Origin of the sequence: Halomonas sp. G15, assembly GCF_021282295.1 — a bacterium.
Classification (GTDB): Bacteria; Pseudomonadota; Gammaproteobacteria; order Pseudomonadales; family Halomonadaceae; genus Halomonas; species Halomonas alimentaria.
The window spans coordinates 1-24335 of the sequence record NZ_JAJSPA010000029.1 but is presented as its reverse complement, the minus strand read 5'-3'; the positions used below and the strand labels follow the sequence as shown (position 1 = coordinate 24335).

The 24335-nt window shown below is 62.2% G+C and carries 18 protein-coding genes and 1 pseudogene; 6 read left to right on the top strand and 13 right to left on the bottom strand.

Annotation, left to right across the window (positions count from 1 at the left end; all coding sequences use genetic code 11):
• Window positions 1–93 precede the first annotated feature (93 nt).
• Both LWH48_RS13145 and LWH48_RS13140 read left to right on the top strand, forming a co-directional pair.
• Window positions 94–1689 (top strand): ATP-binding protein, encoded by a 1596-nt coding sequence (locus LWH48_RS13145; protein ID WP_232912927.1) that lies wholly within the window; start codon window positions 94–96, stop codon window positions 1687–1689.
• A gap of 287 nt (window positions 1690–1976) precedes the next feature.
• A complete protein-coding gene (locus LWH48_RS13140; RefSeq protein ID WP_232912926.1) occupies window positions 1977–3539 on the top strand; it encodes an ATP-binding protein in 1563 nt (520 codons plus the stop codon).
• A gap of 674 nt (window positions 3540–4213) precedes the next feature.
• Here the strand turns inward: LWH48_RS13140 and LWH48_RS13135 are convergent.
• Together LWH48_RS13135 and LWH48_RS18380 are read right to left on the bottom strand one after the other, a co-directional pair.
• Window positions 4214–6787 carry an EAL domain-containing protein gene (locus tag LWH48_RS13135; RefSeq protein WP_232912925.1) on the bottom strand — a complete coding sequence of 858 codons (2574 nt, stop codon included), beginning with the start codon at window positions 6785–6787 and terminating at the stop codon, window positions 4214–4216.
• Window positions 6788–7259: 472 nt separating this feature from the next.
• Window positions 7260–10733 carry a DEAD/DEAH box helicase gene (locus LWH48_RS18380; protein WP_232912924.1) on the bottom strand — a complete coding sequence of 1158 codons (3474 nt, stop codon included), beginning with the start codon at window positions 10731–10733 and terminating at the stop codon, window positions 7260–7262.
• Window positions 10734–11002: 269 nt separating this feature from the next.
• Between LWH48_RS18380 and LWH48_RS13125 the strand changes: the two genes are divergently transcribed.
• Window positions 11003–11236: an antitoxin MazE family protein gene (locus LWH48_RS13125; RefSeq protein WP_232912923.1), complete on the top strand. Its 234-nt coding sequence runs from the start codon at window positions 11003–11005 to the stop codon at window positions 11234–11236.
• Complete coding sequence (locus LWH48_RS13120) at window positions 11233–11556, top strand: type II toxin-antitoxin system PemK/MazF family toxin (RefSeq protein WP_232912922.1); 324 nt, start codon at window positions 11233–11235, stop codon at window positions 11554–11556. Before LWH48_RS13125 ends, LWH48_RS13120 begins: the two co-directional genes overlap by 4 nt.
• A gap of 117 nt (window positions 11557–11673) precedes the next feature.
• Here the strand turns inward: LWH48_RS13120 and LWH48_RS13115 are convergent, their stop codons facing one another.
• The 5 genes and pseudogenes from LWH48_RS13115 to LWH48_RS13095 form a co-directional block, all read right to left on the bottom strand.
• Window positions 11674–12171 carry a hypothetical protein gene (locus LWH48_RS13115; RefSeq protein WP_232912921.1) on the bottom strand — a complete coding sequence of 166 codons (498 nt, stop codon included), beginning with the start codon at window positions 12169–12171 and terminating at the stop codon, window positions 11674–11676.
• Window positions 12132–13001, bottom strand: coding sequence for an RNA-guided endonuclease IscB (iscB, locus tag LWH48_RS13110; RefSeq protein ID WP_232912920.1), 870 nt, complete (start codon window positions 12999–13001; stop codon window positions 12132–12134). Before iscB ends, LWH48_RS13115 begins: the two co-directional genes overlap by 40 nt.
• 307 nt (window positions 13002–13308) lie before the next feature.
• Window positions 13309–14570: pseudogene (locus tag LWH48_RS13105) on the bottom strand (RNA-guided endonuclease InsQ/TnpB family protein); the annotation flags it as partial.
• A 145-nt stretch (window positions 14571–14715) separates the two neighbouring features.
• Window positions 14716–15027: a type II toxin-antitoxin system RelE/ParE family toxin gene (locus LWH48_RS13100; RefSeq protein ID WP_232912919.1), complete on the bottom strand. Its 312-nt coding sequence runs from the start codon at window positions 15025–15027 to the stop codon at window positions 14716–14718.
• Window positions 15015–15287 (bottom strand): CopG family ribbon-helix-helix protein, encoded by a 273-nt coding sequence (locus LWH48_RS13095; protein ID WP_232912918.1) that lies wholly within the window; start codon window positions 15285–15287, stop codon window positions 15015–15017. The genes LWH48_RS13100 and LWH48_RS13095 overlap by 13 nt, the downstream gene beginning before the upstream one ends.
• A 169-nt stretch (window positions 15288–15456) precedes the next feature.
• Here LWH48_RS13095 and LWH48_RS13090 point away from each other — a divergent pair, with 169 nt between their 5' ends.
• Window positions 15457–16044, top strand: a complete 588-nt coding sequence (locus LWH48_RS13090; RefSeq protein ID WP_232912917.1) for a recombinase family protein — start codon at window positions 15457–15459, stop codon at window positions 16042–16044.
• A 208-nt stretch (window positions 16045–16252) separates the two neighbouring features.
• Here LWH48_RS13090 and LWH48_RS13085 read toward each other — a convergent pair whose 3' ends face one another.
• The 6 genes from LWH48_RS13085 to LWH48_RS13060 form a co-directional block, all read right to left on the bottom strand.
• On the bottom strand, window positions 16253–17893 hold the full coding sequence (locus LWH48_RS13085) for a PilZ domain-containing protein (protein ID WP_332875629.1): 1641 nt from the start codon (window positions 17891–17893) through the stop codon (window positions 16253–16255).
• Between the two features lie 460 nt (window positions 17894–18353).
• Window positions 18354–20930 carry a bifunctional diguanylate cyclase/phosphodiesterase gene (locus tag LWH48_RS13080; protein ID WP_232912915.1) on the bottom strand — a complete coding sequence of 859 codons (2577 nt, stop codon included), beginning with the start codon at window positions 20928–20930 and terminating at the stop codon, window positions 18354–18356.
• Between the two features lie 178 nt (window positions 20931–21108).
• Window positions 21109–21207 carry a hypothetical protein gene (locus tag LWH48_RS13075; RefSeq protein WP_232912941.1) on the bottom strand — a complete coding sequence of 33 codons (99 nt, stop codon included), beginning with the start codon at window positions 21205–21207 and terminating at the stop codon, window positions 21109–21111.
• On the bottom strand, window positions 21207–21584 hold the full coding sequence (locus LWH48_RS13070; protein WP_232912914.1) for a transposase: 378 nt from the start codon (window positions 21582–21584) through the stop codon (window positions 21207–21209). Before LWH48_RS13070 ends, LWH48_RS13075 begins: the two co-directional genes overlap by 1 nt.
• A gap of 312 nt (window positions 21585–21896) precedes the next feature.
• Window positions 21897–22172, bottom strand: coding sequence for a type II toxin-antitoxin system RelE/ParE family toxin (locus LWH48_RS13065; RefSeq protein WP_232912913.1), 276 nt, complete (start codon window positions 22170–22172; stop codon window positions 21897–21899).
• Entirely contained in the window at window positions 22172–22441 is a 270-nt protein-coding gene (locus LWH48_RS13060) for a CopG family ribbon-helix-helix protein (protein WP_232912912.1), read from the bottom strand. The genes LWH48_RS13065 and LWH48_RS13060 overlap by 1 nt, the downstream gene beginning before the upstream one ends.
• A gap of 884 nt (window positions 22442–23325) precedes the next feature.
• Between LWH48_RS13060 and LWH48_RS13050 the strand changes: the two genes are divergently transcribed.
• A partial coding sequence (locus tag LWH48_RS13050; protein WP_232912911.1) for a Fic family protein occupies window positions 23326–24335 on the top strand: 1010 nt, incomplete at its 3' end.

The window sequence follows — 24335 nt, the reverse complement described above, 5'->3', positions numbered from 1 at the left end:
CGCCTTCCAGGCCAGCTCCGTCACTCACGATGCCCCACATGCTATCCTCAGCCCACGGCCCTGCCCCATGCTGCTCGCTCACAGGAGGATGCCTTGCCCACCACAGGTAAGAAACGCTTGCCCATCGGGATCCAGACCTTCTCCGAGATCATCGAGGGGGGCTACTACTACGTCGACAAGACCCCGGTGATCGAGCGCCTGGTCCAGCAGAACAAGTACTATTTCCTCTCCCGCCCCCGGCGTTTCGGCAAGAGCCTGTTGCTCGACACCCTGCACTGCCTGTTCGAAGGTCGCCAGGAGCTCTTCGCGGGTCTATATATTCACGACCGCTGGGACTGGGAGCAGACCCACCCGGTGATTCGGCTGAGCTTTGGCGATGGCGTGCTCACCAGCCGCGAGGCTCTGGATCTCCACATCCATGAACTGCTCGACGCCCAGGCTGAGACGCAAGGCGTCTCCCTGCGTAACACCTCCATTGCCGGCCGCTTTCGGGAACTGATCCACCACACCCATCAGCGACACGGCCAACGGGCAGTGGTGCTGATCGACGAGTATGACAAGCCGATCCTCGACAATATCCTGTCGCACGAGCGTGCCCGGGAGCTACGTGAGGGACTGAAGAACCTCTACAGCGTGATCAAGGACGCGGACCCGCACCTGGTGCTGATCACCGGTGTCTCAAAGTTCAGCAAGGTCAGTCTCTTCTCGGGGCTGAACAATCTCAACGACATCACTCTGGATGCCCCCTTCAGCACGATTTGCGGCTATACCGATGACGACATTGACACAGTCTTTGCGCCCGAACTGCCTGGCCTGGACCGCGACACTATCCGTACCTGGTACAACGGCTACCGCTGGGGCGATGCTGAGGTCGCATCGGTGTACACCCCCTTCGATGTGCTGCTGCTATTCCAGAAGCGTGAGTTCGGTCCCTACTGGTTCGAGAGCGCCACACCAACATTTCTCGTAGACATCCTCAGGCAGCGCGGGGTCTTCACCCCTCAGCTGGACCGACTGCAGGCCAAGGCCCAACTGCTCGGACGCTTCGATGTTGACGATATCACCACCGAAGGGCTGCTGTTCCAGACCGGCCACATCACCATCAAGGACATGCAGGAGCCCATGCTGGGCTACCGACTCTACACCCTGGGGTTCCCCAACCTGGAGGTGGAAAGCAGCCTCAACGATCTGCTGCTTCCCGTGCTCGGGATTGATCATAGTGAGGCCCAGACTCACCAGCTCGGCCTGATGGATGTTTTGCAGCGCCACGATCTGGCGAGCCTCGAGACCCACCTCAAGGCGCTCTTCGCCGGCTTGCCCCACGACTGGTACCGCAACAACCCGATCGCCAAGTACGAAGGCCACTATGCCAGCGTCTTCTACAGCCACTTTGCTGCCCTGGGGCTCGATATCACCGTGGAAGACGCCAGCCACCACGGCCGAGTGGACATGACAGTCGCCGCCTTCGGCCACCTCTACCTGTTCGAGTTCAAGGTGGTGGAGCAGCTGCCCGAAGGCAAGGCGTTGGATCAGATACGTGCCCGCGGCTATGCCGACAAGTACCGCGCGGCCGGAAAGCCGATTCACCTGGTCGGGGTGGAGTTCTCCCGGGAGCAGCGACAGATCGTGGCATTCGATATCGAGACGGAGAACGCGCCATCCCAACGGCGCCCGAACCGTTCGAAGTGATATTTGCCCACCGCATTGTCGGTCTGAGCAATCGATGCCCGGCCCCATGACGACGTTTTGCAATACTCTGGTATTCGAACGGTACATTCGTATCGTGGATGCGGTCGAGAACCACGGAGGCGGCTCTTGCGGCCGGTAAGCACCCGATCGGCCATCACGACGGCACATCAGCGGGCGGGGTACCTTCCCTGCTCGCCCTCCAGGCCAGCCCCCATCGCTCACGACGCCCTGCATGCTATCCTCTGCCCACGACCCTGCCCCATGCTGCTCGCTCACAGGAGGATGCCTTGCCCAACACAGGTAAGAAACGCTTGCCCATCGGGATCCAGACCTTCTCCGAGATCATCGAGGGGGGGTACTACTACGTCGACAAGACCCCGGTGATCGAACGCCTGGTCCAGCAGAACAAGTTCTATTTCCTGTCGCGTCCCCGACGCTTCGGCAAGAGCCTGCTGCTCGACACCCTGCGCTGCCTGTTCGAAGGTCGCCAAGAGCTCTTCGCGGGGCTGTATATTCACGATCGCTGGGACTGGCAACAGACCCACCCGGTGATCCGGCTGAGCTTTGGCGATGGTGTGCTCACCAGCCGCGAGACTCTGGATATCCACATCCATGAACTGCTCGACGCCCAGGCTGAGGCGCAAGGCGTCTCCCTGCGTAACACTTCCATTGCCGGCCGCTTTAGGGAGCTGATCCACCACACCCATCAGCGACACGGCCAACGGGCAGTGGTGCTGATCGACGAGTACGACAAGCCGATCCTCGACAATATCCTGTCGCACGAGCGTGCCCATGAGCTACGCGAGGGGCTGAAGAACCTCTACAGCGTAATCAAGGATGCTGACCCGCACCTGCACCTGGTGCTGATCACCGGGGTCTCCAAGTTCAGCAAGGTCAGTCTCTTCTCGGGGCTTAACAACCTGCGCGATATCACGCTGCTGCCGGAATACGCGACGATCTGCGGATACACTGATGATGACATCGACAGCGTCTTCGCCCCAGCATTGTCCGGTCTGGACCGCGAGACCATCCGCACCTGGTATAACGGCTATCGTTGGGGCGGCCCCGACGTCACTTCGGTCTACAACCCCTTCGACGTGTTGCTGTTATTCCAGAACCGTGAGTTTGGACCTTATTGGTTCGAGAGCGCTACGCCAACATTTCTCGTAGACATCCTCAGGCAGCGCGGGGTCTTTACGCCTCAGCTGGAGCAGTGGGAGACGGAGTACGAACTGCTCAGCCAGTTCGATGTTGATGATATCAGTACCGACGCCCTGCTCTTTCAGACCGGATATCTGACCATCCGGAATGTCGAGGAACCTATGCTGGGCTACCGCCAGTATACGCTCGGCTTTCCTAACCGTGAGGTAGAGACCAGCCTGAATCACGCACTATTGCCCGCCCTTGGCGTGGAGGATGGTCCGACTCAGCGCCGTAGCTTGTTCAAGCAACTGCAGCAGAACAACCTGCCAGGCCTGGAAGCCCACCTCAAGGCGCTCTTCGCCAGCCTGCCCCACGACTGGTACCGCAACAACCCGATCGCCAAGTACGAAGGCCACTATGCCAGCGTCTTCTACAGCCACTTTGCCGCCCTGGGGCTCGATATCACCGTGGAAGACGCCAGCCACCACGGCCGAGTGGACATGACAGTCGCCGCCTTCGGCCACCTCTACCTGTTCGAGTTCAAGGTGGTGGAGCAGCTGCCCGAAGGCAAGGCGTTGGATCAGATACATGCCCGCGGCTATGCCGACAAGTACCGCGCGGCCGGAAAGCCGATTCATCTGATCGGAGTGGAATTTTCCCGAGAGCACCGACAGATTGTAGCCTTCGACGTGGAAAGTCTCGGGTGAACAAGGCAACGAGCCGCTGCGCGGCGCCAAGCAAGAGCTGGAGGCCGAGCCTCATCTGGATCTGGCAGTGAACGCGGATCGAGGAACACGGGAGTGGCTCACCGCCAGCAGATTCGAGTAGCGTCTGGCAGCGGTTCAGTTCATCCAAGTTCGAGGTTACGATGACGATAATGATGCCCTCTTCCTGCCTCAGCTCAGTGCCGGCGGAGGTGGATTCTACACCCGACCTGGCCACTCCAGCGGCCAGCACAGGACTGATGGAAAGCCACTACCCCTTAATGTGCCGCGGAGCCGCCGCCGGCGACCTTGCCTCGCTGCTGTATTACGGACGGTTGTTGCTCATGATCAGGGTCTCCTGGTCGAGCTGATTAGAGCTTAGCGCCTGGCCGGAATTCCGTGGGCCACTGCAGTGGCGAGGCCAAGGTATCCGTATTACGGCAGTAGACAAGGGTGAGAATACGGACTGATAACGCCGACTTATCGAGATTTTGGAAGGGTAGATCCAGCTCTTGAAGGGAGGCACAATATCTACGTGCTAGCCCCAACTCCCGTCCCTACCCTGTGCGCGGTTGGGTAATAGCATCACCTCCGGCCAAGAGGTGCTTCCTTGTAAGACCCTGCCCTTCCCCCGGCCCTCTATCCGAGAGCCGGGGGAATCTTGTTATGTGGCTGGTTTATGCTTCAGGTGCGGGCAGCTGAAGGGGCAGTGCTGTGAGCGCTTCCCACGGCATCGGCTTGGCGAAGAGATAGCCTTGCAGCAGGTCGCATTCCCTTTTCACCAGATCCTCTTGCTGCGCACGCTCCTCGATACCCTCTGCTACCACCACCAGGCCCATGTGATGGGCCATGGTGATGATGCCTTGGACAATGGCGGCATTGCTGCGACTGGTGAGGACGTCACGGATGAAGGCACGGTCCAGCTTGATCTTGTGGATCGGCAGGTCACGCAGGTAACTAAGGCTTGAGAAACCGGTGCCGAAGTCGTCGATGGCGACCGTGATGCTCATCCCGCGGAGGGTATCGATCATCTCGATCGCCTGCTCCGCGCCGCCTAGCAGAATGCTCTCAGTCATCTCCAGCTCAAGGAGCTCGGGAGGAATCCCCGTCTCGTCCAGGATGCCCTGCACTTCCTCGAGGAAGCCGTCACGGCGGAACTGCAACGACGAGATATTGACGGCGACCGGGAACACTCGCTCTCCCTTGGCACGCATGCTGGCAAGATGCTGGCAGGCCTGCCGCAGCACCCAGCGGCCGAGGGGAATGATCTGTCCGGTCTGCTCGGCGATCGGGATGAAGACGCCGGGTGACACCATGCCCTGCGTGGGGTGGTGCCAGCGGACGAGAGCCTCGAGACTGCGGATGTGGCCGCTGACAGCATCGACGATGGGTTGGTAGTAAAGCTCGAACTGTTGCTCGCGTAAGGCGGTGTGGAGATCATGGCGCAGCAGCACGTGTTCGCCGGTATCCTGCTTCCCCTCCCCTTGATACCACTGCCAGGTGTTACGCCCCTGGCGTTTCGCCACCTCCACGGCCAGGCCGGCATGCTGCAGTAGCTCGTGGGGGTGCTGGTTCGCTTCATCGCTGCAGGCGATCCCGATGCTGGTACTGATGTGCAGCGCCTGCCCGTCGACCTCGAACGACTGCTCGAAGGCGGCGAGGACGCGTTCGGCCGCGGCGGCCGCCTCGTCACGGTTGGTCAAGTCCGGCATCAGGAAGGCGAACTCGTCACCGGTAAGGCGCGCCAGGGTATCGAAGGGGCCCAGCAGCTGGCGTAGGCGCGTGACGATGGTGGCCAGCAACTGGTTGCCGACTCGGTACCCCAGGCCATCATTGATGGTCTTGAAGCCGTCCAGGTCGAGGTGCATCACCGCCAGGAGGCGCCGATTTTGTTGGCTCCACCGGTAGTCCTGCTCGAGACGGTCATCCAGGGCCGTGCGGTTAGGCAGGCCGGTGAGCAGGTCGTGGGTGGCCTGGTAGGCGATCTTGGCCTCCTGACGGCGCTCTCGGGTGATGTCCTCCTGAATGCCGATAAAGTGGGTGCAGTGGCCTGCCTCGTCGGTGACAGGACTGATCGCCAGGCGGTTCCAGAAGGGAGCTCCATCCTTGCGATAGTTGAGCAGCGTCACCTGGGTCTTGGTTCGCGCGTCCAGCGCCTGTCGTATCGTCGCAACAGCAGCAGGGTCGGTCTGTTTACCTTGAAGAAAGCGGCAGTTGCGGCCGAGCACCTCGTCCAGGTCGTAGCCCGTCAGTCGGCAAAACGCCTCGTTGGCATAGACCAACGGCATGTCGTCCTGGGAGGCATCCGCCATCAGCACCCCATTGGGGCTGGCTTCGATGCCGCGCTGGAGCAGGCGAAGCGTGGACTCCTGGCGTTTGCGTGCGGTGATGTCGCGACAAATGCCATAGACACCGACGACCTCATCCTCGACGGTGACCGGGAAATTGGTGACCTCGACGTGGTAGCTATGGCCGTCGGCATGGATGCCGACAGTTTCGTAATGGCGCGACGCCCCATTCTTGGCGGCATCGAAAGCTGCCTGGGTAAAATCACGATAGTCGGGGTCGATGAGCTCATTGAAGTGGCGGCCCAGCAGCTCCTTTTCCGCGTATCCGGTGATCCTTTCCAGGGCGGCGTTGCCCCGCTGGAAACGGCCTTCCAGGTCGAACTCGTAGACCCCATCAGGATGATTCACGAACAGCGAGCGGTGCCACTCGGCCAGCGTACGATGGTGGCGACTATCGCGGTCCCTGATGACCGCCAGGGCGATCAGGGCTGCGGCTTGGTGCAGACGTCGCCGGCTCATCTCGCTGGGGGCGGTGGGCTCACGGTAGTAGGTGCCGAACGTTCCCAGCAACTCTCCCTGGTTGGTGAGCACGGGGCTCGACCAGCAAGCGTGCAGTCCTTCGGCAAGCGCCACACTGCGAAATGACGCCCAGCGGGGGTCCATCTGGATGTCTACCGTGATGACCTGTCGGCGCCGGTAGGCCGCCTCACCGAACGACGCCATGCCTTCCCCTATGGGGACATCCTGGAGCCGTTCGTAATAGTCACGCGAGAAGCGCTGGCTGGAGGACAAGCTGAGGGTGCAGCGTGCTGGATCGAAGCGCATGAAGGCCACGATGGCACCGGGCAACTGAATACCAATCCAGCGAGCGATAGCGTCCAGGGTTGTCTCGAGGGGGGCCTGTTGGGCGATCAATTCATGAATGTCCTGCTGCGCCTCCAGCAGGATGAGGTCGTCGGTCACGCAATTGCCTCCATGAGTATTCCTCCTTGTTGTTGTGAGAGGGATTATGAATTAGAGGATTCTGAATAATTCATCCAAGGTAGGCAACTGACACTCCCCGCCTGGTCACGCGACAGCGTGATGCTGGAGAGGGCACAGGGCAGGAGGCGGCTCCAGCGGATCGGCAACGTTGCCTGTGTCTTGGCAATAGTGATCTCGCCATCTCGATAGCGAAAGGCCGCGTTGGTATACAGCGACAATGACTCTGGCCGGCGGACGACAACTATTGTGGCCGGTTGCACTAAGCTTGACCGCTTGTCCCGCCCCACCAGGGAGCCTGTCAGACACTGGCGTGCTTGCAGAGTGACCTAGCCTAGCTATCGGAACTCAGCGCCGACATTCTCGCCCATTCCTGGGATGGGTACTCCCTACACCTACTGCTTGCCGCCTCAGGGACACCGGGGCGCTCTCCCCCACCACTCGGCAAACAAGGCTACGCCACCGGAGCGAAGAGAAGCGCCAGGTCCTCCTCGTCGAACAGCGGGCCGTCGCCCTTTTGCTCGGCGCCGCCTTCGAGGATCGATGCGGCGAGGTCGGCCTTGCGCGCCTGTAGGTCGAGGATGCGCTCCTCCACGGTGCCGGCGCACACTAGTTTGTAGACGAACACCGGATTCTGCTGGCCCATGCGGTGGGCGCGGCCAGTGGCCTGGGCCTCAACCGCGGGATTCCACCAGGGGTCGTAGTGGATCACGGTATCCGCGGCGGTAAGGTTGAGGCCCGTGCCGCCGGCCTTGAGGCTGATCAGGAACACCGGGATCTCGCCCTGCTGGAACAACGTCACACGCTGGGTGCGGGTCTTGCCCGGAGTGTCGCCGGTGAGGGTGGTGAAGGGGATACCATCCTTCTCCAGGGCATCACCGATCAACGCCAGCATCTCGGTGAACTGGGAGAAGATCAGGATGCGCCTGCCCTCCTCCACCAGCGGCGGGACCAGCTCACGTAGCTGCTCCAACTTGGCGGAACGCTTCGTCTTGCGCGCGCTCTCCAACTTGACTAACCGCGGGTCGCAGCATACCTGGCGCAGCTTGAGCAACGCATCGAGCATGACGATACCGGAAGCGGCCAGGCCACGCTCGGCCACTGCCTGCTGGACCCGTTGATGCTGGGCCAGACGCAGGCTCTCGTAGAGCTCACGCTGGGCGCCGTTCAGGGTGACTTCACGGCGTGTCTCAGTCATTTCCGGCAGCTCGGTCAGCACCTGCTGCTTGGTCCGGCGCAGCATCAGCGGGGCGATGCGCCGCGAGAGACGCTGACGTAGCTCGACATCGCCCTCCTTCTCGATGGGGGTGCGGAAGCGTTGCCCAAACCACTGCTGACTGCCCAGGGCGCCCGGGGCCACGGCATCGAGCTGGGCCCACAGCTCACCCAGGTGATTCTCCAGTGGCGTGCCGGTCATGGCGACGGCGCGACTGACGTTGAGCTCGCGGACCGCGCGAGCAGTCTGGCTGGCAGCGTTCTTGATCGCCTGGGCTTCGTCGAGCACCAGAAGGCCGAAGTCGTGGTGACGCAGGCGCTCGAGATCACGTATCAGCAGCGCATAGGTCGTGACGGCTAGATCGGCGCCGGGTAGCGTCTCATCGAATTGCCGCTCGCGCTGCGCCTTGCCGCCCTGCAAGGCCACCACCTTGAGCTCGGAAGCAAAACGCTCGGCTTCAGCACACCAGTTGCCGACCAGGCTGGTGGGTGCCACCACCAGGGTTGGGCGGTCCAGCGCGCCGCGGGCACGCTCGTCGAGGACATGCGCCAGCACCTGCACGGTCTTGCCCAGCCCCATGTCGTCGGCCAGGATACCTCCGGTGCCGAGCTCAGACAGGAAGCGCATCCAGGCGATGCCGCGGGCCTGGTAGTCACGCAGCTCACCGGCAAAGCCATGTGGAGCCGGCAGACTGGAGGGCAGCTCGCGCAGGCGGTTCGCCAAGGCGGTAACGTCCTCACGGCCAGCCCAGCGCTCGTGCTCGGCAAGCGGCGCGACTTTCTCAGCGGCGGTCACTGGTAAACGCAGCGCTGCCTCCGGGTCACTTTCGTCGCTGAGCCAATCCAGGATCGGCGCCATCAACGACCGCAGCCGCGAGAGTGGCATTACCAGGCGGCGGTTCTCCGGCAGAGCCAGCGTCCAGCTGGCATCCTCGGCTTCGTCCTCGGCGGGCTCTAGCGGAAAGTCGGGATCCTTGAACAGGCGACGCAGGATCGGCAACAGATTGAGCCGCTCCCCTTCCACCTCGATATCCAGTGCCAGGTCGAACCAGCCGTTACCGGCCGGTTCCAGCTCGCCGTACCAGTCGTCCGGCTCGAGGTAGGTCGGCTCCTCGGGGAAGTCGTCACTGAAGTGAACCAGGCAACCGGCCTCGCGCAGCTTGGCGATCATCTCCCACCACTCGTCAGGCCCGGCCAGGTGGGTCGGCCACTCAGCGGCGCTTCTCGGCGGCGTACCCTCCACGGGCAAAAGCAGTGTCCACTCTGGAAGGTCGAAATGTTCAGGCACGGCCTCAATCTGCCGCAGGCGTTCCAGGGTCACCATACCGGGCGGCAGGGTCCGCACCAGCTCCAGCTCCGCCTTACGGTCGCGCATCACGGTGAGGCGTTGGCCGTCACGGAAGGCCTGGTGGGATTCCCCCTCCTCCGGCGGCACCTCGATGCCGTCGTAGTCAAAACCTATGACGGCGGCCCCCACCTCGACCCACTGAGGCACCATGGCGCCATCACGATAGCCCAGCTGTCCGGTGGCGACTTGCATGGTGGCCTTGAGACGGGGCGTCACACCCTCCAGAGTGCGCTCCTCGACTTCCTGGGGTGCCGGAAGGCGCTCCGCCAGACCAGGCACCTGATGCAGACGCTCGGTGAGCCAGCCGCTCATCTCCGGAGGCAATGGGGGTGCGCGGCGTAGGCGCATCAGCAGGTTTGGATCACCCTCCAAGCGCCCGAAGAGACCAGTTTTCTCGTCGAGATAACAGAGTTCACTGCCGGCACGCACGATCGCGGCTTCATGGGAGATGACATCAGTGGGCTCGGCATCTGCGTAGAGGTGCTGGTTGCCGTCGGCATCAGGCTCCCAGGCCAGGGTCAGCCGACAGGCCTGGCCCGGGTCAAGCATTGTGCCGGTCTGTTTGGGATGGAACAGCAGCGGCGGCGTGTCGCTCTCCAGCAGCGACCACAGTGCCCTTGCCTGGAAGCCGTGGGTGACTGGGCTCCACAACTGCTCATATCCTACGCTGGAGAACTGGCGGCGCTGCTCGCCAAGCATCAACATCTCCAACGTCTCTTTCTGTGCCGATACCAGCCCTTGAGGGGGCCTGGGCGTGAGGCTACCGTCACTTCGCAGCATGATAGGGCGTGGCTTGACCCAGCCGTTGCCACGCGAGCGTTGCTTGGTTGGCCGCACCCAGACCGGTGACACCTGGAGCACAGGGTCACGAGGGTTCGAGTCGATATCCAGGAACAACGCCAGGCGATAGTCGTCTTCCAGCTCCTCGGCGTAGCGCTTGCCACCAAGCGGCGTTTGGAGCTCGGCAAGCCACGACTCCCAGCGCTGCTCGAGTAGCGCCGAGTCATTTCGGGGCGGAATGCCGTCGGCCTCCATGTCGTCGATGAAGCTCTGGATCACCGCCACCGCATGCTTGCACTGACGCCCCACCGGGCAACTGCAGTCGCTGACCACGCCCATAGAGTGATTGTCAGGGTCTACAGCCAGACTCGTGAGATAGCGACTGCGCCCGCTTCCATTCACCATGGCCCGCAAGACCAGCATCTCTCCCTCATGTTCGAGGCGGATTCCCCGGCGCACCCGGTCCTGCCGCGCGTAGCCGCGCCCACGGGTTAGTGAGCGCGCGTCGAAACTACGCTGCCACTGGATATCCTCCAGGGTGTGGTAGAGCGTCGGGGCAGCATCGTCGAGATGAGCTTCAGCCACAGGGACTCCTCAAAGGATGAAAGCGAGGCCAGTATTGGACCGAAACGCCATACTTCCCGCAACCCTGCCCAATCCCCGTTAATTCATGAGGCCAGCCTGAAACGACGGTGGCGGCAGATATTCTTCGGAAATTCAATGCATTAGACCCACAACCTGAACCAAGAGAGCCATCCGCTTTGGGGAAAACCCTATCGTTTTCTGGACACCCTTCGTTGCATGAAACAGAAGGGAGAGCTACCCTGTTACATGAAACGGATGGAGGATTCGCCATGGTAGCAACCGACAACGTGAACAACCGGGTGAAGAGACACCGCGCCGCCTTACGTGCGGCCGGCCTGCGCCCGATCCAGATCTGGGTACCGGATACCCGCCAACCCGGCTTCGCCGAAGAGGCCCGCCGCCAGTGCGCTGCCGTCGCGGCCGCCGACGACAGAGATCAGGATCTGCAGGACTTCATGGATGCCGCCCTCCTGGACCTGGACGACGACGAGTGTGACGCATGAGGCGTGGCGACCTGGTGACCCTTGCCCTGTCGAGTGACGTCGGAAAGCCGCGCCCTGCCCTCGTCATCCAGTCGGATCAGTTTTCCGGAACCGGCAGAGTGACGGTGCTGTTGCTCTCCAGCACCCGGGTCGATGCCCCACTGATCCGCCTCGATGTGGAGCCCACCCCCGAGAATGGCCTGCAGCGACGCTCCCAGATCATGGTGGACAAGCCCATGACGGTGAAGCGAGAGAAGGTGGGGGAGGCCTTCGGCCACCTCGATGACAGCACCATGGTCGCCGTCAATCGAGCGTTGGCCGTCTTCCTGGGCTTCGCGTGAGCGTGGACCACCATCGCTTCCCCATGCCTTCCTGAGACCTACCCAGCGCTCAGCCTCGCCCCCTTGCAGTGTGTGGGGAGGGGAGAAGGCCCGTTTTTTGTGCACGCCTGCGACCTGTTACGCTACCGCCTGCCCCGCTCCTTCCTTTGGTTGAATGGATGAGGTGAGGTGGTAGCCGTAGCCATCACCGCGTTGGATCAGCAAGCAGTGCTTGTGCGAGATGCCTTGCACCGCTCCCTGCTCGGTCTGAATGTTGAAGCTGCCGGTTTTCCGAACAGCGACACGGCCCGTATGGATGCCGGCCTTCTTGCCGGTGGGCACAACGGCTTTCACCATGTCGCCGGTCTGAAAGCCGCGCACCTGCTTCTGTTGTATCAGGTGGCCGCGCGGGAAGCCGTGCTTATCGAGCCGTGTGCGCTGGTAGCTGCCACGCCCGGTCGCCTTGATGACCAGCGTGGGGCGGCTCTCGCCATGCAGCCGGCTGAATGGACCGACGCAGGCGGCGTCGAGGGCATGTGACTTGGGAATGCCGAGGCGCCGGCGGTTGTACTTGGTGCGCCCGCCACTACCTGCTGTCACCGGTAGACCGGTGGCCTTGAGGGCAGCGAACAGCACCAACGGGTCGCGTGGACGGCGCTGGCATCCCACAACGGGCGCTTGAGCTCACGTTGCACGCGCTCCAGTCGAGCACCCGCCGACTGGCTGTTGGCCTTGAGTCGCTTCTTGAGCCCCTTGTCGGTGGTGAAGAAAGCGTCCAGCGTGCCGTTGCCTTTCCCCTGGTTGCAGGCGTGGCAGGCCAGCGTCAGGTTGCTGACGCGGTTCGAGCCGCCGTGAGCGCGAGGCACCACATGCTCGACCTCCAGTGGGGTGTCGGTATCACCACAGTAGGCGCACTCGCGACCCCACTTTTCCAGCAGGTATTCGCACACCTCGTAGCCGAGCAGCGAGCCCTGCTGGTACTCGACACCGGTGATCTCCGGGGTCTCCAGCTTCTGCGTATCGAAGCGCACCAACTCCTGACTGATGGCAGTGACCGGCGCCAGACGAGTCAGCCGGTTCACCCAAGCCGTGACGGTATCGACACGGTGCTGCAGGCTGGGAGCCAGCCAGCCCTTGGGTCGGGTGCGGTTGTTGATGCGTGGCGCCCGGTAGCGCAGGTTCTGGCTACGACGACGGCGACGAAAGGCTCGGCGCTGCGCCAGCACCTTGCGAATCTGAAAGCCACGATGGACAAGATCGAACAGGCACAGCACGTGACGATCCTCAGCATCCTTGCGCACCAGCGCCAGCCCGGTGGTCTTGCTGCCGGGGTCGATGCCGAGTCGCAGCGGCTGGGTGTCGCCACCTGCCCGACCCTTGAGCCGGATCGTGAACGGGTAGCGCTTATGCACCACCGCCCGACCCCGCGCCAGCAGCAGCCGGGCGCGTTTCTCGCTGCACGGCATCAAGGGCCGCTTCTATTTATCCAATACGAAAACCGCGATGCGATTTTCTCCCTATCAATGCCCTTACGGGCCTGGTGTCGCGGGCCTGTCGGCCCGTCTTCCCTCGGGAATGTCGATAACCGGCTCCTGCGTTTCCGCAGCGATCAGAACCTTCGGCGTTTTGCCTTGCGCCCGAGGCGGCGTACCGCAGCATGATCCTGACCGTCCAGAGCCCGCCGCTGGGGAAGCACGGCGGGGTGGGTCTTGGCGACCTGTTACCAACGTAGCGGGTTGGCTACCGCTCTCCCTGTTGACGTCCTCCCCTCCCTCAGCTGCTTAGGCAGCTGCCGCCAACGGCGGAAAGGAAGGGGATTCCTACGGCGCTCAGGCGCGGCATTGAGCCATCCCTGAGGCTTCGGTGGGTTCCTGCTGCTGGCGGCCTTACTGCACCACTCACTTCACAGGCTAGCCGGGCGTGCCCCGCCCTTAATACATTGATGGCGCCGACATGATCGGCATTGGCCTCGAAGCCACATTCGACACAGGCAAACCGAGCCTGGCTGCGCCGATTCTCGGTGGCGACATGACCACACTCGGGACAGGTGCGGCTGGTGTTGTGCGGTGGCACAACGACCAGATGCGCCCCTCGCCAGGCCAGCTTGTAGTCGAGCTGGCGACGGAACTCGTACCACCCCTGATCGAGGATCGAGCGGTTGTGGCCGGATTTCTGCCGGACCTGGCGGCCTGGCTGCTCGACACTCCCTCTGGCCGAGCGCGACATGTTGCCTACCTGCAGGTCTTCCAGCACCACGAGCGCGTGGTTTTGGCTGATCGTGGCGGAAGCCTTGTGCAGGTAGTCGCGCCGGGCATTGGCGATGCGAGCCTGGCGTTTCTGGATGCGGGCCTTGGCCTTCTTCCAGTTGTTGCTGTACTTGACCTTGCGGCTCATGGCTTGCTGCGCCTTGCGCAGCGCCGCCTGGTGCTTTCTGAAACTGTTGAGAGGTGCCAGGTAGCTGCCATCGGAGAGCGTGGCGAACCGCGCCACGCCCAGGTCGATGCCCACGGCACCGCCGGTCGGCGCTGGCACGGCGACCTCGCGCTCGGTCTGGATCGAGACGAACCATCGCCCCGACGACTGGCTGACGGTGACATTCTTCACCACCCCAGTACCTCGCGGCTCTTGCGAAAACGCAGCCAGCCGAGCTTAGGCAGGAAGATGCGACGGTTTCCCTGATCGAGCTTGATCTGTTTCGGATCGGGATAGCGAAAGCTGTCGCGCTGCCCTTTCTTCTTGAAGCGCGGGAAGTCCGCCCGCTTGGCGAAGAAGTTGGCGTAGGCGCGCTCGAGGTCTTTCAGCGACTGCTGGAGCGGATGAATGGGGCCGTCCTTGAGCCACGGTGTCTGGGTGCTATTGCGCCAGCCGGTGAGTGCCTTGCACAAGGCCGCATACCCGAGCTTCTTCTCACCGGCCGCATATCGCTCTTTCTGCAACGCCAGCGCCTTGTTGAACACGAACCGGGCCATGCCAGCGAACTGGCGCATTTTCCGCACCTGCTCCCCGCTGGGCATCAGTTCGTACTTGAAGGCTTGGAGGCGTTGCATAGTGACCCGCAGCTATATTTATATCCAATAGTATAGGGCGTCTGCGGCGCCCGCGCTATCCTTCCTCGGCCTGAAGCGCCGAGGCTTGTCGCGCTTCTTGGTCAACCGGGCTTGCTTTCACAAGCCTCCGGCTTCAGCCGGAGGTAGTTGACCAATACCCTGCTTCTTTCTGATGCCGGAATGCTAAGACATGCACCGCCTCGGCGGTAGGCTCGTAGCGGTACAGCGCCACGTAGCCTGAGTCTCCGAAGGAGATCACCAGCTCGCGAAGCTCGGGCATCTCATCGAGAGGCCGGCCAACGTCGGGGGCTGACTCCAGTAACAGAAAGTGCTGCTCGATGGCTTGCCCAACCCGACGCGCGGCTTCACGGGACTTGGTGGCGAGGAATCGCCGGCATCGCTCCAAGCCTTCGGCGGCGCCTTCGGTAACGATTACTTGTGGCACTCAGGCTTCGCCTTTTCATCTTCGGTGCCCCAGGTGCTCAACCAGGAGCGCACTTCCTGGCCGGTCAGGTGCCGACCGGTTTCCTGATAGGCCTCCCAGGATGCCAAGGCTTCTTGCCTGAAGCTCTCGCGGGCTTCCTCACGCTCGACGTACTGCTGGATGGCTTCGAGCATGATCCAGTGCGACGAGCGCCGACGCTGGCTGGCGAGGTGTTTGACGCGGCCTTTCAGTGCGTCGTCGATCTTGAGTGATGTTGCCATTATCGCTTCCTATCACTAGGTGATACCTAAGGATACCCTAGTCCTGCGGCTGGCGTCCGTCAAACGATCATTAGACGGCCAACCCGGACATTGTCCGAGAACAAGCTTGTTCGATGGGTTGTCGGACAATAAGATAGGCGGACGAGTTAGCGGACAAAAAAGGCAAGCTATGGCACTGATCGGTTATGCGCGGGTCTCGACGGCGGAGCAGGACTCCGCCTTGCAGACCGATGCACTTCACAAGGCAGGGTGCGAGCGAATCTTCGATGACACCGTCTCCGGGGCAAAGGCGGAACGCCCCGGCCTGACGGCCGCCTTGGAGTTCCTGCGCGACGGGGATGTGCTGGTCGTGTGGCGACTGGATCGCCTGGGCCGCTCGCTGCCGCATCTGATCGAAGTGGTCAGCACCCTGGAGGCGCGTGGCGTCGGATTCCGCTCGCTGACCGAAGCCATCGATACCACCACGCCGGGTGGGCGGCTGGTCTTCCACGTGTTCGGCGCCCTGGGGCAGTTCGAGCGAGACCTGATCCGTGATCGCACCAAGGCGGGGCTGGCCGCTGCCGCCGCTCGTGGGCGCAAAGGGGGGCGCAAGCCCGTCGTCACCGACGACAAGCTGAAGCGGGCGAGGGAGCACCTGGCCAATGGGCTGAACGTCCGTGAGGCCGCCGCCCGGATCAAGGTCAGCAAGACAGCCCTCTATGCCGCCTTGAAGGCCAGTCACTCCGAAGCCTCGGAGCGCCGAGCAGCCGACTCCTGACACGCTGTGTGGTGGAGGGTCTCGGGCCTGGGGTGGCAATGAAGCGACACTCGGGGCATCATGTGAGGGTGCTAATGTTCAGCAAGCTTGCCCTTGCGTAGACATTGACACTGCGCCTCCGGCCAGAGGCGCTTCCCTGAACTGAGTATGATCCTGCTTGCCCTTGGTGCTGACTTGTCCCCGGCACCAAGGGCTTTCTTCGTTCCCGCTAGACCTTGATGACCTTCACGTCATAGTCAGCGGGGTTGACGATGTCCTCAAGCTTGCCTATCTGCGCGAAGTCGCCGCTACCCAGCTCGCAGCTGATGTTGGTGTCGGGGAAGCGCAGGTTCTTTATCACCTTCACCTGGATCGGCATGCCCTTGCTGTCGATCTCCATCACCCAGGCGAGAAAGCCCCCGGAAAACTTGGCCAGGCTGCCGATCGGGTAGAGCCCGTAGGCCTGGATATACTCCACTAGCACCGTCTTGTCGTAGGCCGTGGCGGCCTCGTGGATCATGCGGTAGGCGTCCAGCGGGGTACGTGGTGGAATGCCGTTGCGCACGTGCCTCAGCTTGTTGACCGCCTTGATCACCGCTACCAGGCGCACTCGTTCCGACAGTTGGTCACCACGCTTGCCAGCCGGGTAACCGGTGCCGTCCAGGCGTTCATTGGCCTTCTCGATGATCTCGCGGCAGGTGGGGCTGGGCATCCAACCGAGTGCCTCAAGCTTGTGCCGTAGCGCGATGACATGCCCCTTGAGGATGTCCTTCTGCTCCGGGTTCATGTTGACCTTCAAGGATGGCAGCCGTGGGCCCACCAGCAGCGGCTTGCCCAGGGTGTGCAGCAGAGCACCCAGTACGGCTTCTCGTACGTGCGGATCATGGGGGTCACGGGCCAGCAGCATGTCAGCTAGCTGCCCGGCGACCTGTACCGCATGACGCACCCAGTCCGGTTCGTCACGCAGGAAGGCCAGCGCATAGAGAAACGCCTTGCGGTTCTGTTCCACCAGGTAGCGCAGGGTATCGACACAGTCGTAGAAGATCTCCTCGGGGAAGAGGTCACGGGTCTTCATGTACATCAGCCCTACCTGGAGCTGATGTGCCACATCCGTGACGCCACGCTCCATGGGCGACTGGCGGGCGCGCTTCTCACGCTCCTGGGTTTCACGCTGAAGGATCTGCTTCTCCTTGGCGCCGGGGATGAACAGCGGAGCATGGTAGTCCATCTTGTCGTTGGCCCCGGTGCGGTAGGCGGCCTCACGCTCGGACTCGTTCACGTAACGGAACAGGGCCTCGGTCTGGGGCGCGCCCATGTTGATGAATTGAATGCCGACCGCGGCGTAGCCGTGGTTGCCGAAGGGACGGATGTGGCGAACCTTGCCCTCGGCAAAGAAGCTCTCGCCGTTGGGAAACTCGATGGTGATCCCGGGAATCTCCTGGTTCACGCCGATGGCAATGCTTTCCGCCAGGTCGATATCGACCATGCAGCCGCCCACCGAGAGGTTGCGCAGCCGTCCCGGCACGTTGAGCTCGTGCAGATAGACCTCCAGGCTGACCCGGGCCTGCATGCCCAGCACGAAGGGGATACGGATGGCCCCGCGCTGCTCGGCGACGAACACCGATTCCGGCAACTGGCACTCCAGGCGATAGAGCGTGCTGTCGGTCTTGAGTAGCTTGGCGACGACGTTGCTGAGACTGTAGGTCTCACGCTCCATGTCCTGGCTGCCCTTAAGGGCCTCCATGTCGAAGCTGACACCGCCGTCAGTCAGGTAGCGTTCAATGTCCTGGCCGGCATACTCCACTTCCAGGACCAGGCGGCCACTGCTGAGGTCGAGCTCGTGGACCACGGCTTTCAGCGGGTAGGCCATGCTCTTGGCATACAGAGAAATCTCATGGCTGTGTTGGAGCAACGACCGAATCACGGCCGCTGAAGGGTTTGCGTACAGAGCGGGGAGGGCCATGTCGGTTACCTGCGCATGCGATAGTATTTATTGATATATCAACAGCATATATATTTTTCTGGAGAAGTTGACTATATACCTCTTTGTTAGCAGGGCAACAATGCTGTTCGCCTTATCTCAGCATGGTGCCTGAGAGTGAAGCGGAGAATACGGCCTGGGAACACTGGTTTATCGGGCTTCTGGAGGGGTGGAATCAGGTCTCGCGAGGCGGCAACATACTTACGTGCCAACCCCAGCCCCCGTTCCTTCCCTGTGCGCGGTTGGGTAGTAGCATCACCTCCGGTCAAGAGGTGCTTCCCTGTAAGACCCTGCCCTTCCCCCGGCTCTCGAGCTCGAGAGTCGGGGGAAACTCGTTATAGGGGCGGTCTCATCCTTCAGGTGCGGGCAGCTGGTCGGGGAGTGCCGCGAGCGCTTCCCATGGCATCGGCTTAGCGAAGAGGTAGCCTTGCAGCAGGTCGCATTCTCTTTGCACCAGATCCTCTTGCTGCGCGCGCTCCTCGATGCCCTCCGCGACCACCACCAGGCCCATATGATGGGCCATGGTGATGATGCCTTGGACGATGGCCGCATTGCTGCGGCTGGTACGGATGTCCCGGATGAAGGCGCGATCCAGCTTGATCTTGTGGATCGGCAGGTCACGCAGGTAACTGAGGCTGGAGAAGCCGGTGCCGAAGTCGTCGAGAGCGACGGTGATGCTCATCCCGCGAAGGGTGTCGATCATCTCGATGGCCTGCTCGGCGCCGCCTAGCAGGATACTCTCGGTCATCTCCAGCTCGAGGAGCTCGGGCGGCAGCCCCGTCTCGTCCAGGATGGCCTGTACCTCGTCGAGGAAGCCGTCACGCCGAAACTGCAGCGACGAGATATTGACGGCGACCGGGAACACTCGCTCGCCCTTGGCGCGCATGCTGGCGAGATGCTGGCAGGCCTGCTTCAGCACCCAGCGACCCAGGGGGATGATCTGCCCGGTCTGCTCGGCAATCGGGATGAAGACGCCGGGGGGCACCATGCCCTGGGTGGGGTGGTGCCAGCGGATCAGCGCCTCGAGGCTGCAGATGCGTCCCGTAATGGCCTCGACGATGGGCTGGTAGTAGAGCTCGAACTGGTTTTCACGCAGGGCGGCGTGAAGGTCATGACGCAACAGCACATGCTCACCGACGTCCTGCTCTCCCTCTCTCCGATACCACTGCCAGGTATTGCGCCCTTGGCGCTTCGCCGCTTCCAGGGCCAGGTCGGCATGCTGCAGCAGCTCATGCGTCTGTTGGATCGCCTCGTCGCTGCAGGCGACCCCGATGCTGGTACTGACATGCAGTGTACGGCCGTCGATGTCGAAGGCGTCCTCGAAGGCTGTGAGGATGCGCTCGGCGGCGAGCGCGACCTCATCGCGTGAGGCGACGTCGGGCATCAGGAAGGCGAACTCGTCGCCGGTGAGGCGGGCCAGCGTGTCCCGGGGGCCAAGCAGCCGTCGCAGACGCTCGGCAATGGCCGTCAACAAGCGGTTGCCCACCCGATACCCCAGGCCTTCGTTGATGGCCTTGAAGCCATCCAGGTCGAGGTACAGCACCGCCAGCAGGCGCTGGGTCTGTCGGCTCCAGCGGAGGTCTTTCTCTAGACGATCGTCCAGGGCCGTTCGATTGGGCAAGCCGGTGAGCAGGTCATGGGTGGCCTGGTAAGCGATCTGGGCCTCCTGATCGCGCTCCAGGGTGATGTCCTGCTGGGTGCCGATGAAGTGGGTGCAGTGCCCCGCCTCGTCGATGACCGGGCTGATCGACAGGCGGTTCCAGAAGGCGGAGCCGTCCTTGCGGTAATTGAGCAGTGTGACCTGCACCTCGCGACGTTCGCTCAGGGCGCACCGGATGGTGGCGATCGTCGTGGGGTTGGTGTCTGCGCCCTGCAGGAAGCGACAGTTGCGGCCCAGGACCTCTCCGGTGGCATAGCCCGACAGGCGGCAGAAGGCCTCATTGGCATAGACGATAGGCAGGTCGGGCTGGCTGGCATCGGCCATGAGGATGCCGTTAGGGCTGGCCTCGATGCCCCGTTGCAGCAGGCGCAGCTCGGCCTCCTGGTGCTTGCGTTGCGTGATGTCCTGGCAGATGCCATAGACGCCGACGACCTCACCTTCGACGGTCACCGGGAAGTTGGTGACCTCCAGGTGGTAAGCGTGGCCGTCGGCATGCGTACCCATCGTCTCGTAGCGGCGCGAGGCGCCGGCGCGGGCGGCATCGAAGGCGGTCTGGGTCAGGTCGCGATAGCCGGGGTCGATGAAGTCGTTGAAGTGGCGGCCTATCAGGCGTGGCTCGGGGTATCCGGTGATCTGCTCCAGGGCGGCATTTCCGCGCAGGAAGCGGCCCTCGAGGTCGAAGGCGTAGACCCCCGCCGGATGGTTCACGAACAGCGAGCGATGCCACTCGGCCAGCTTTTGGTGACGACGACTGTTACGGTGCTTGATGATCGCCAGGGCGACCAGGCTGGCGGCCTGACGCAGTCGCCGCAGGCTCATCTCACTGGCGGCGGCGGGGTGGCGGTAGTACGTGCCGAAGGTGCCCAGTAGCTCACCCTGGGAGGTGATCACCGGGCTTGACCAGCAGGCGCGCAGACCCTCGGTCAGGGCCGCATTGCGCAGGGGCTCCCACAGCGAGTCCGTGCGGATGTCCTCGCTGATCACCTGATGACGCAGGTAGGCCGCCGCCCCAAAGGACGCCGCCTCGGCCGGGCCGATTCGAACATCCTGAAGCCTTTCGTGGTAGGCCTGGGAGAAGTGGTGACTGGGATACAGGCTGAGGGAGCGTCGCTTTGGATCGAAACGCATGAAGGCCACGATGGCCCCGGGCAACTGGAGGCTGATCCAATGGGCGATCGCCTCCAGCGTGCTCTCCAGGGGCACCTGCTCGGCGATCCGCTCGTGAACCTCCTGCTGCGCTTCCAACAGGACGAGATCGTCGGTCACGGACGTCTCCCCATATGACTTTCCTTTGACATTGTTCGGTGGCAGATGGATTCAGCCGGACACTGAACCAGAGACCATTCTGCTAGGCAAGCAGGCGGCACGTAAGAATTAGAATAAAGACAATGGTTTTTAGGCTGACCAGGCTGTGGATCAAGATGTAAAGAAAACCAAGCTTTTCTTACGCAGAGTCGAGTACGCGCATTTCGACATGCAGCCCCGCTGCCACAACCATGTTCACCAGCGTATCGAGACTAAACAGGTGGATTTTTCCATGCATCAGGTCGGACACCCTGGGTGGTTCTTCGTCACCAGCAGCTGGTCGCCACAGAACACGAACAGCGGCAGGAAGATGTAGTGGTTGTAGTAGCCGTTGAAGTGCCGCCCGAGCTGCTGGCCATGCACCCGATCGTCGGTCGCATCGAAGTCGCGGTAAAGCGGCTTCTTGGGTGGCCGCCGGAACGAGCGGATGAACTGCTCGATCATCTCCTCGTGGATGGTGATCGCCCAGTCCCGGTCGGCTTGCTGCTCGAAGCGGCACAAGGTGGACTGACTGGCCTGCACGCCATCGGTATCGAAAGCGGTCTGCAGGGCAATGTCGTGACGCAGCGCCTTGTGATCATTGAGATCCTCATAGCCCAGCGCCAGGCCGAACACGCGCTGGCGGACCAGGGTTTCGGTGCGATGCAGGCAGCGCTGAGCCGGCGGGCGACAGCACGGGCCAGGCCCATCTCGCGATCGAGCTGCGGCAGCAGCAGGATACCGCCGTCGGAAGTGGCATCACCGCCAACGAAACGGGCGATGACCTGACGGCCTTTGCAGCGTGGAAAGGAAGCGGACGGCTTGGTGCCGTTTGTTATGGCGGCCGAGGCGGTTGGTTGTGGTGTAGGCCCTTGAATCATAACCAATTTTCAGCCGCCTTTTTCATGTCTGATGCATTATCCAGGCTGGTGTGACTCGCATCCAAAACTAGCGGTCCTCACGGGTATGCCACAAACGAAGCAGATAGATGGTGCAATCCGTGATCTCATAGCGCATCTCATAACGGCCGACCAGAATCCGCCGCACGTCACGCGGCTCGAATTCTTCCAGCAGCTCGCCGATACGCGGGTTGGCCAGCAGGGTGGTCGGTGCAGCTGTGAGCTGCTGCACCGTGCGGGCCGCTGCGGGCTGGTTCACTGTTGCCAAGAACTCGTAGAGGCGTGCCAGATCGGATAGGGCCTTGCTCGTCCACTTCAACTCCATCAGCGTGGCACCGGCAGCGGGGTATCGGTGCTCAAACTGTCGGCCCAAGCCTGCACGGCCTGATGGTCGATGACACGACCGACATCCACATCGGTCAGCGCCTCGCGGGTCAGGCGTTCGCGCTCCTCTTCTTGGTCAAGCCAGGCGGCCAGGGCTTGCTTGACGATCCAGTTTTTGGAGCGATCCAGACGGTCGGCAATTTCATCGACTCGCTCGGCCAGCTCTACAGGGACGTGGGCGGTAACGGATCGAGTCTTGGTGGTGGCCATCGTGACATCCTATGCAGCAGAACGATTCAATATTAATCATAGTAAATGATTGTGCATCGTCAAGCTGTGTTGTCAGGTTGAACCATGCCCTAACTGGCTTGACGCCCTCCCCTCCCTCAGCTGCTTGGGAAGCTGCCGCCTACGGTGGAAAGAAAGGGGGGTCCTACAGCGCTCAGGCGCGGCATTGAGCCGCCCGTGAATCCCCCAGCGGTCAACAAAATTGACCCACCCGTGATCATCCCACCCATGCAACACCTCCAACATCGAGATATTGCGACGACCGGTGGAATCCGCCCAGCACTCATTCGTGATTATCGCGTCACGCTGGAGCGGTATGGTTTCCAGGCCTCGATGAGCCGGAAGGGGAACTGTGGGGACAGTGCCGTCATGGAGCGCTTCTTCGGATCCCTGAAAAGCGTGCGGCTGGGTAGCGGTATGCGAGTCGACAGGTAGCACGTGATCGACCCCATCGAGATGGAGCACAACAGCTGCCGACGTTACTCGGCTTTGGGCTACCAACCGCCGAGGGAGATTGATTTGGCAACTACGGCTTGAAAATATGACCGCTCTGTCTTGACTGGAACAGGCCAATGGTAGCTCAGTTTTTATGGCCATTGACAGGCCCCCAGTGTCAGGATCAGTGTCGCACCCTCTGATACCCTGTTCTTATAAACTGATCAGGGGGCGAAAGGAGACTCTCATGCCTCGTTACTCCGAGGAGCGCCGGCAAGCCATGGTCGCCAAGCTGCTGCCTCCCCACAACCTCTCTCCGCAGGTGATCGCGGAGCAGCTTGCCAGCTGAGCCGAAACCAATCACTATTCGGCTCATAATACGAGCTGAATACCGTTGCCATTCGGCTCCTCCGCCTTCTTGGAGGTCTGGCATGACCGATCACGCCTCGACATGGATCTGGCAGCATCCTGACTGGCCGAACTTCACCTGGCACGCGGCCGAGGTTCAGCCGCGGGTCCAGGCGTGCTGGCGGGATCTCGGCATCTTGCTGGGGCGGTCGGGAGCCCTGACATTCGCGGATGATCAGGACGCGGAGGCAAGAGCCGCCCTGGATACGCTATTGCAGAATATCGTCACCTCCTCGGCCATAGAGGGGGAGCGTCTGAATGTGGCGTCAGTTCGCTCCTCCTTGGCCCGGCGCCTTGGAGTAGATGAGGCAGAGGGGACGACGTCACCACGTTCCGAAGGCCTGGCAGAGCTGATGCTGGATGCCACCTTCAGGCCCGACACCCCGCTCGACACCAAGAGGCTGTTTCAGTGGCATCGGTGGTTGTTCCCTGATGCTGACGCTGGCCTGACGACGCTAAGGCCCGGGCAGTGGCGCGGAGTAGAGCCCATGCAGGTGGTCTCGGGCCGCCTCGATCATCCCAAGGTGCATTTCGAGGCGCCGCCGCGTGAGGGGTTAGAACAGGAGGTTGACCAGTTCCTCGCGTGGTTCGAGTCTAGCCGTCATGATCCCGAGCTAGATCCCCTGGTTCGGGCGGGCCTGGCACACTTCTGGTTTTTGACGCTGCATCCGTTTGAAGATGGCAATGGCCGGATTGCCCGGGCCATCGCCGATCGCGCCTTGGCGCAGGCGGATCAGCAGAGTATCCGCCTGTACGCCATGTCGGCGGCCATCCTGGAGCGCCGCGCCGACTACTATCGCCGCCTGGAAGCAAGCCAGCGTGACACTCCAGACCTGACAGCCTGGCTTGCCTGGTTCCTGGAGACTCTGGATGCCACCTTTCTGGATGTCCTGGCGCAGGTCGAGCGTAACCGGTCATTCCAGGACGTGCCGATTTCCGCTTGCCTTACACGTCGCGTAGTGGCTGGATCAGCGCTACCCCGACCTTCCATTGCCGGTTGCCTTCTGACTGCACGAGAACAGTCTTGCGGTTG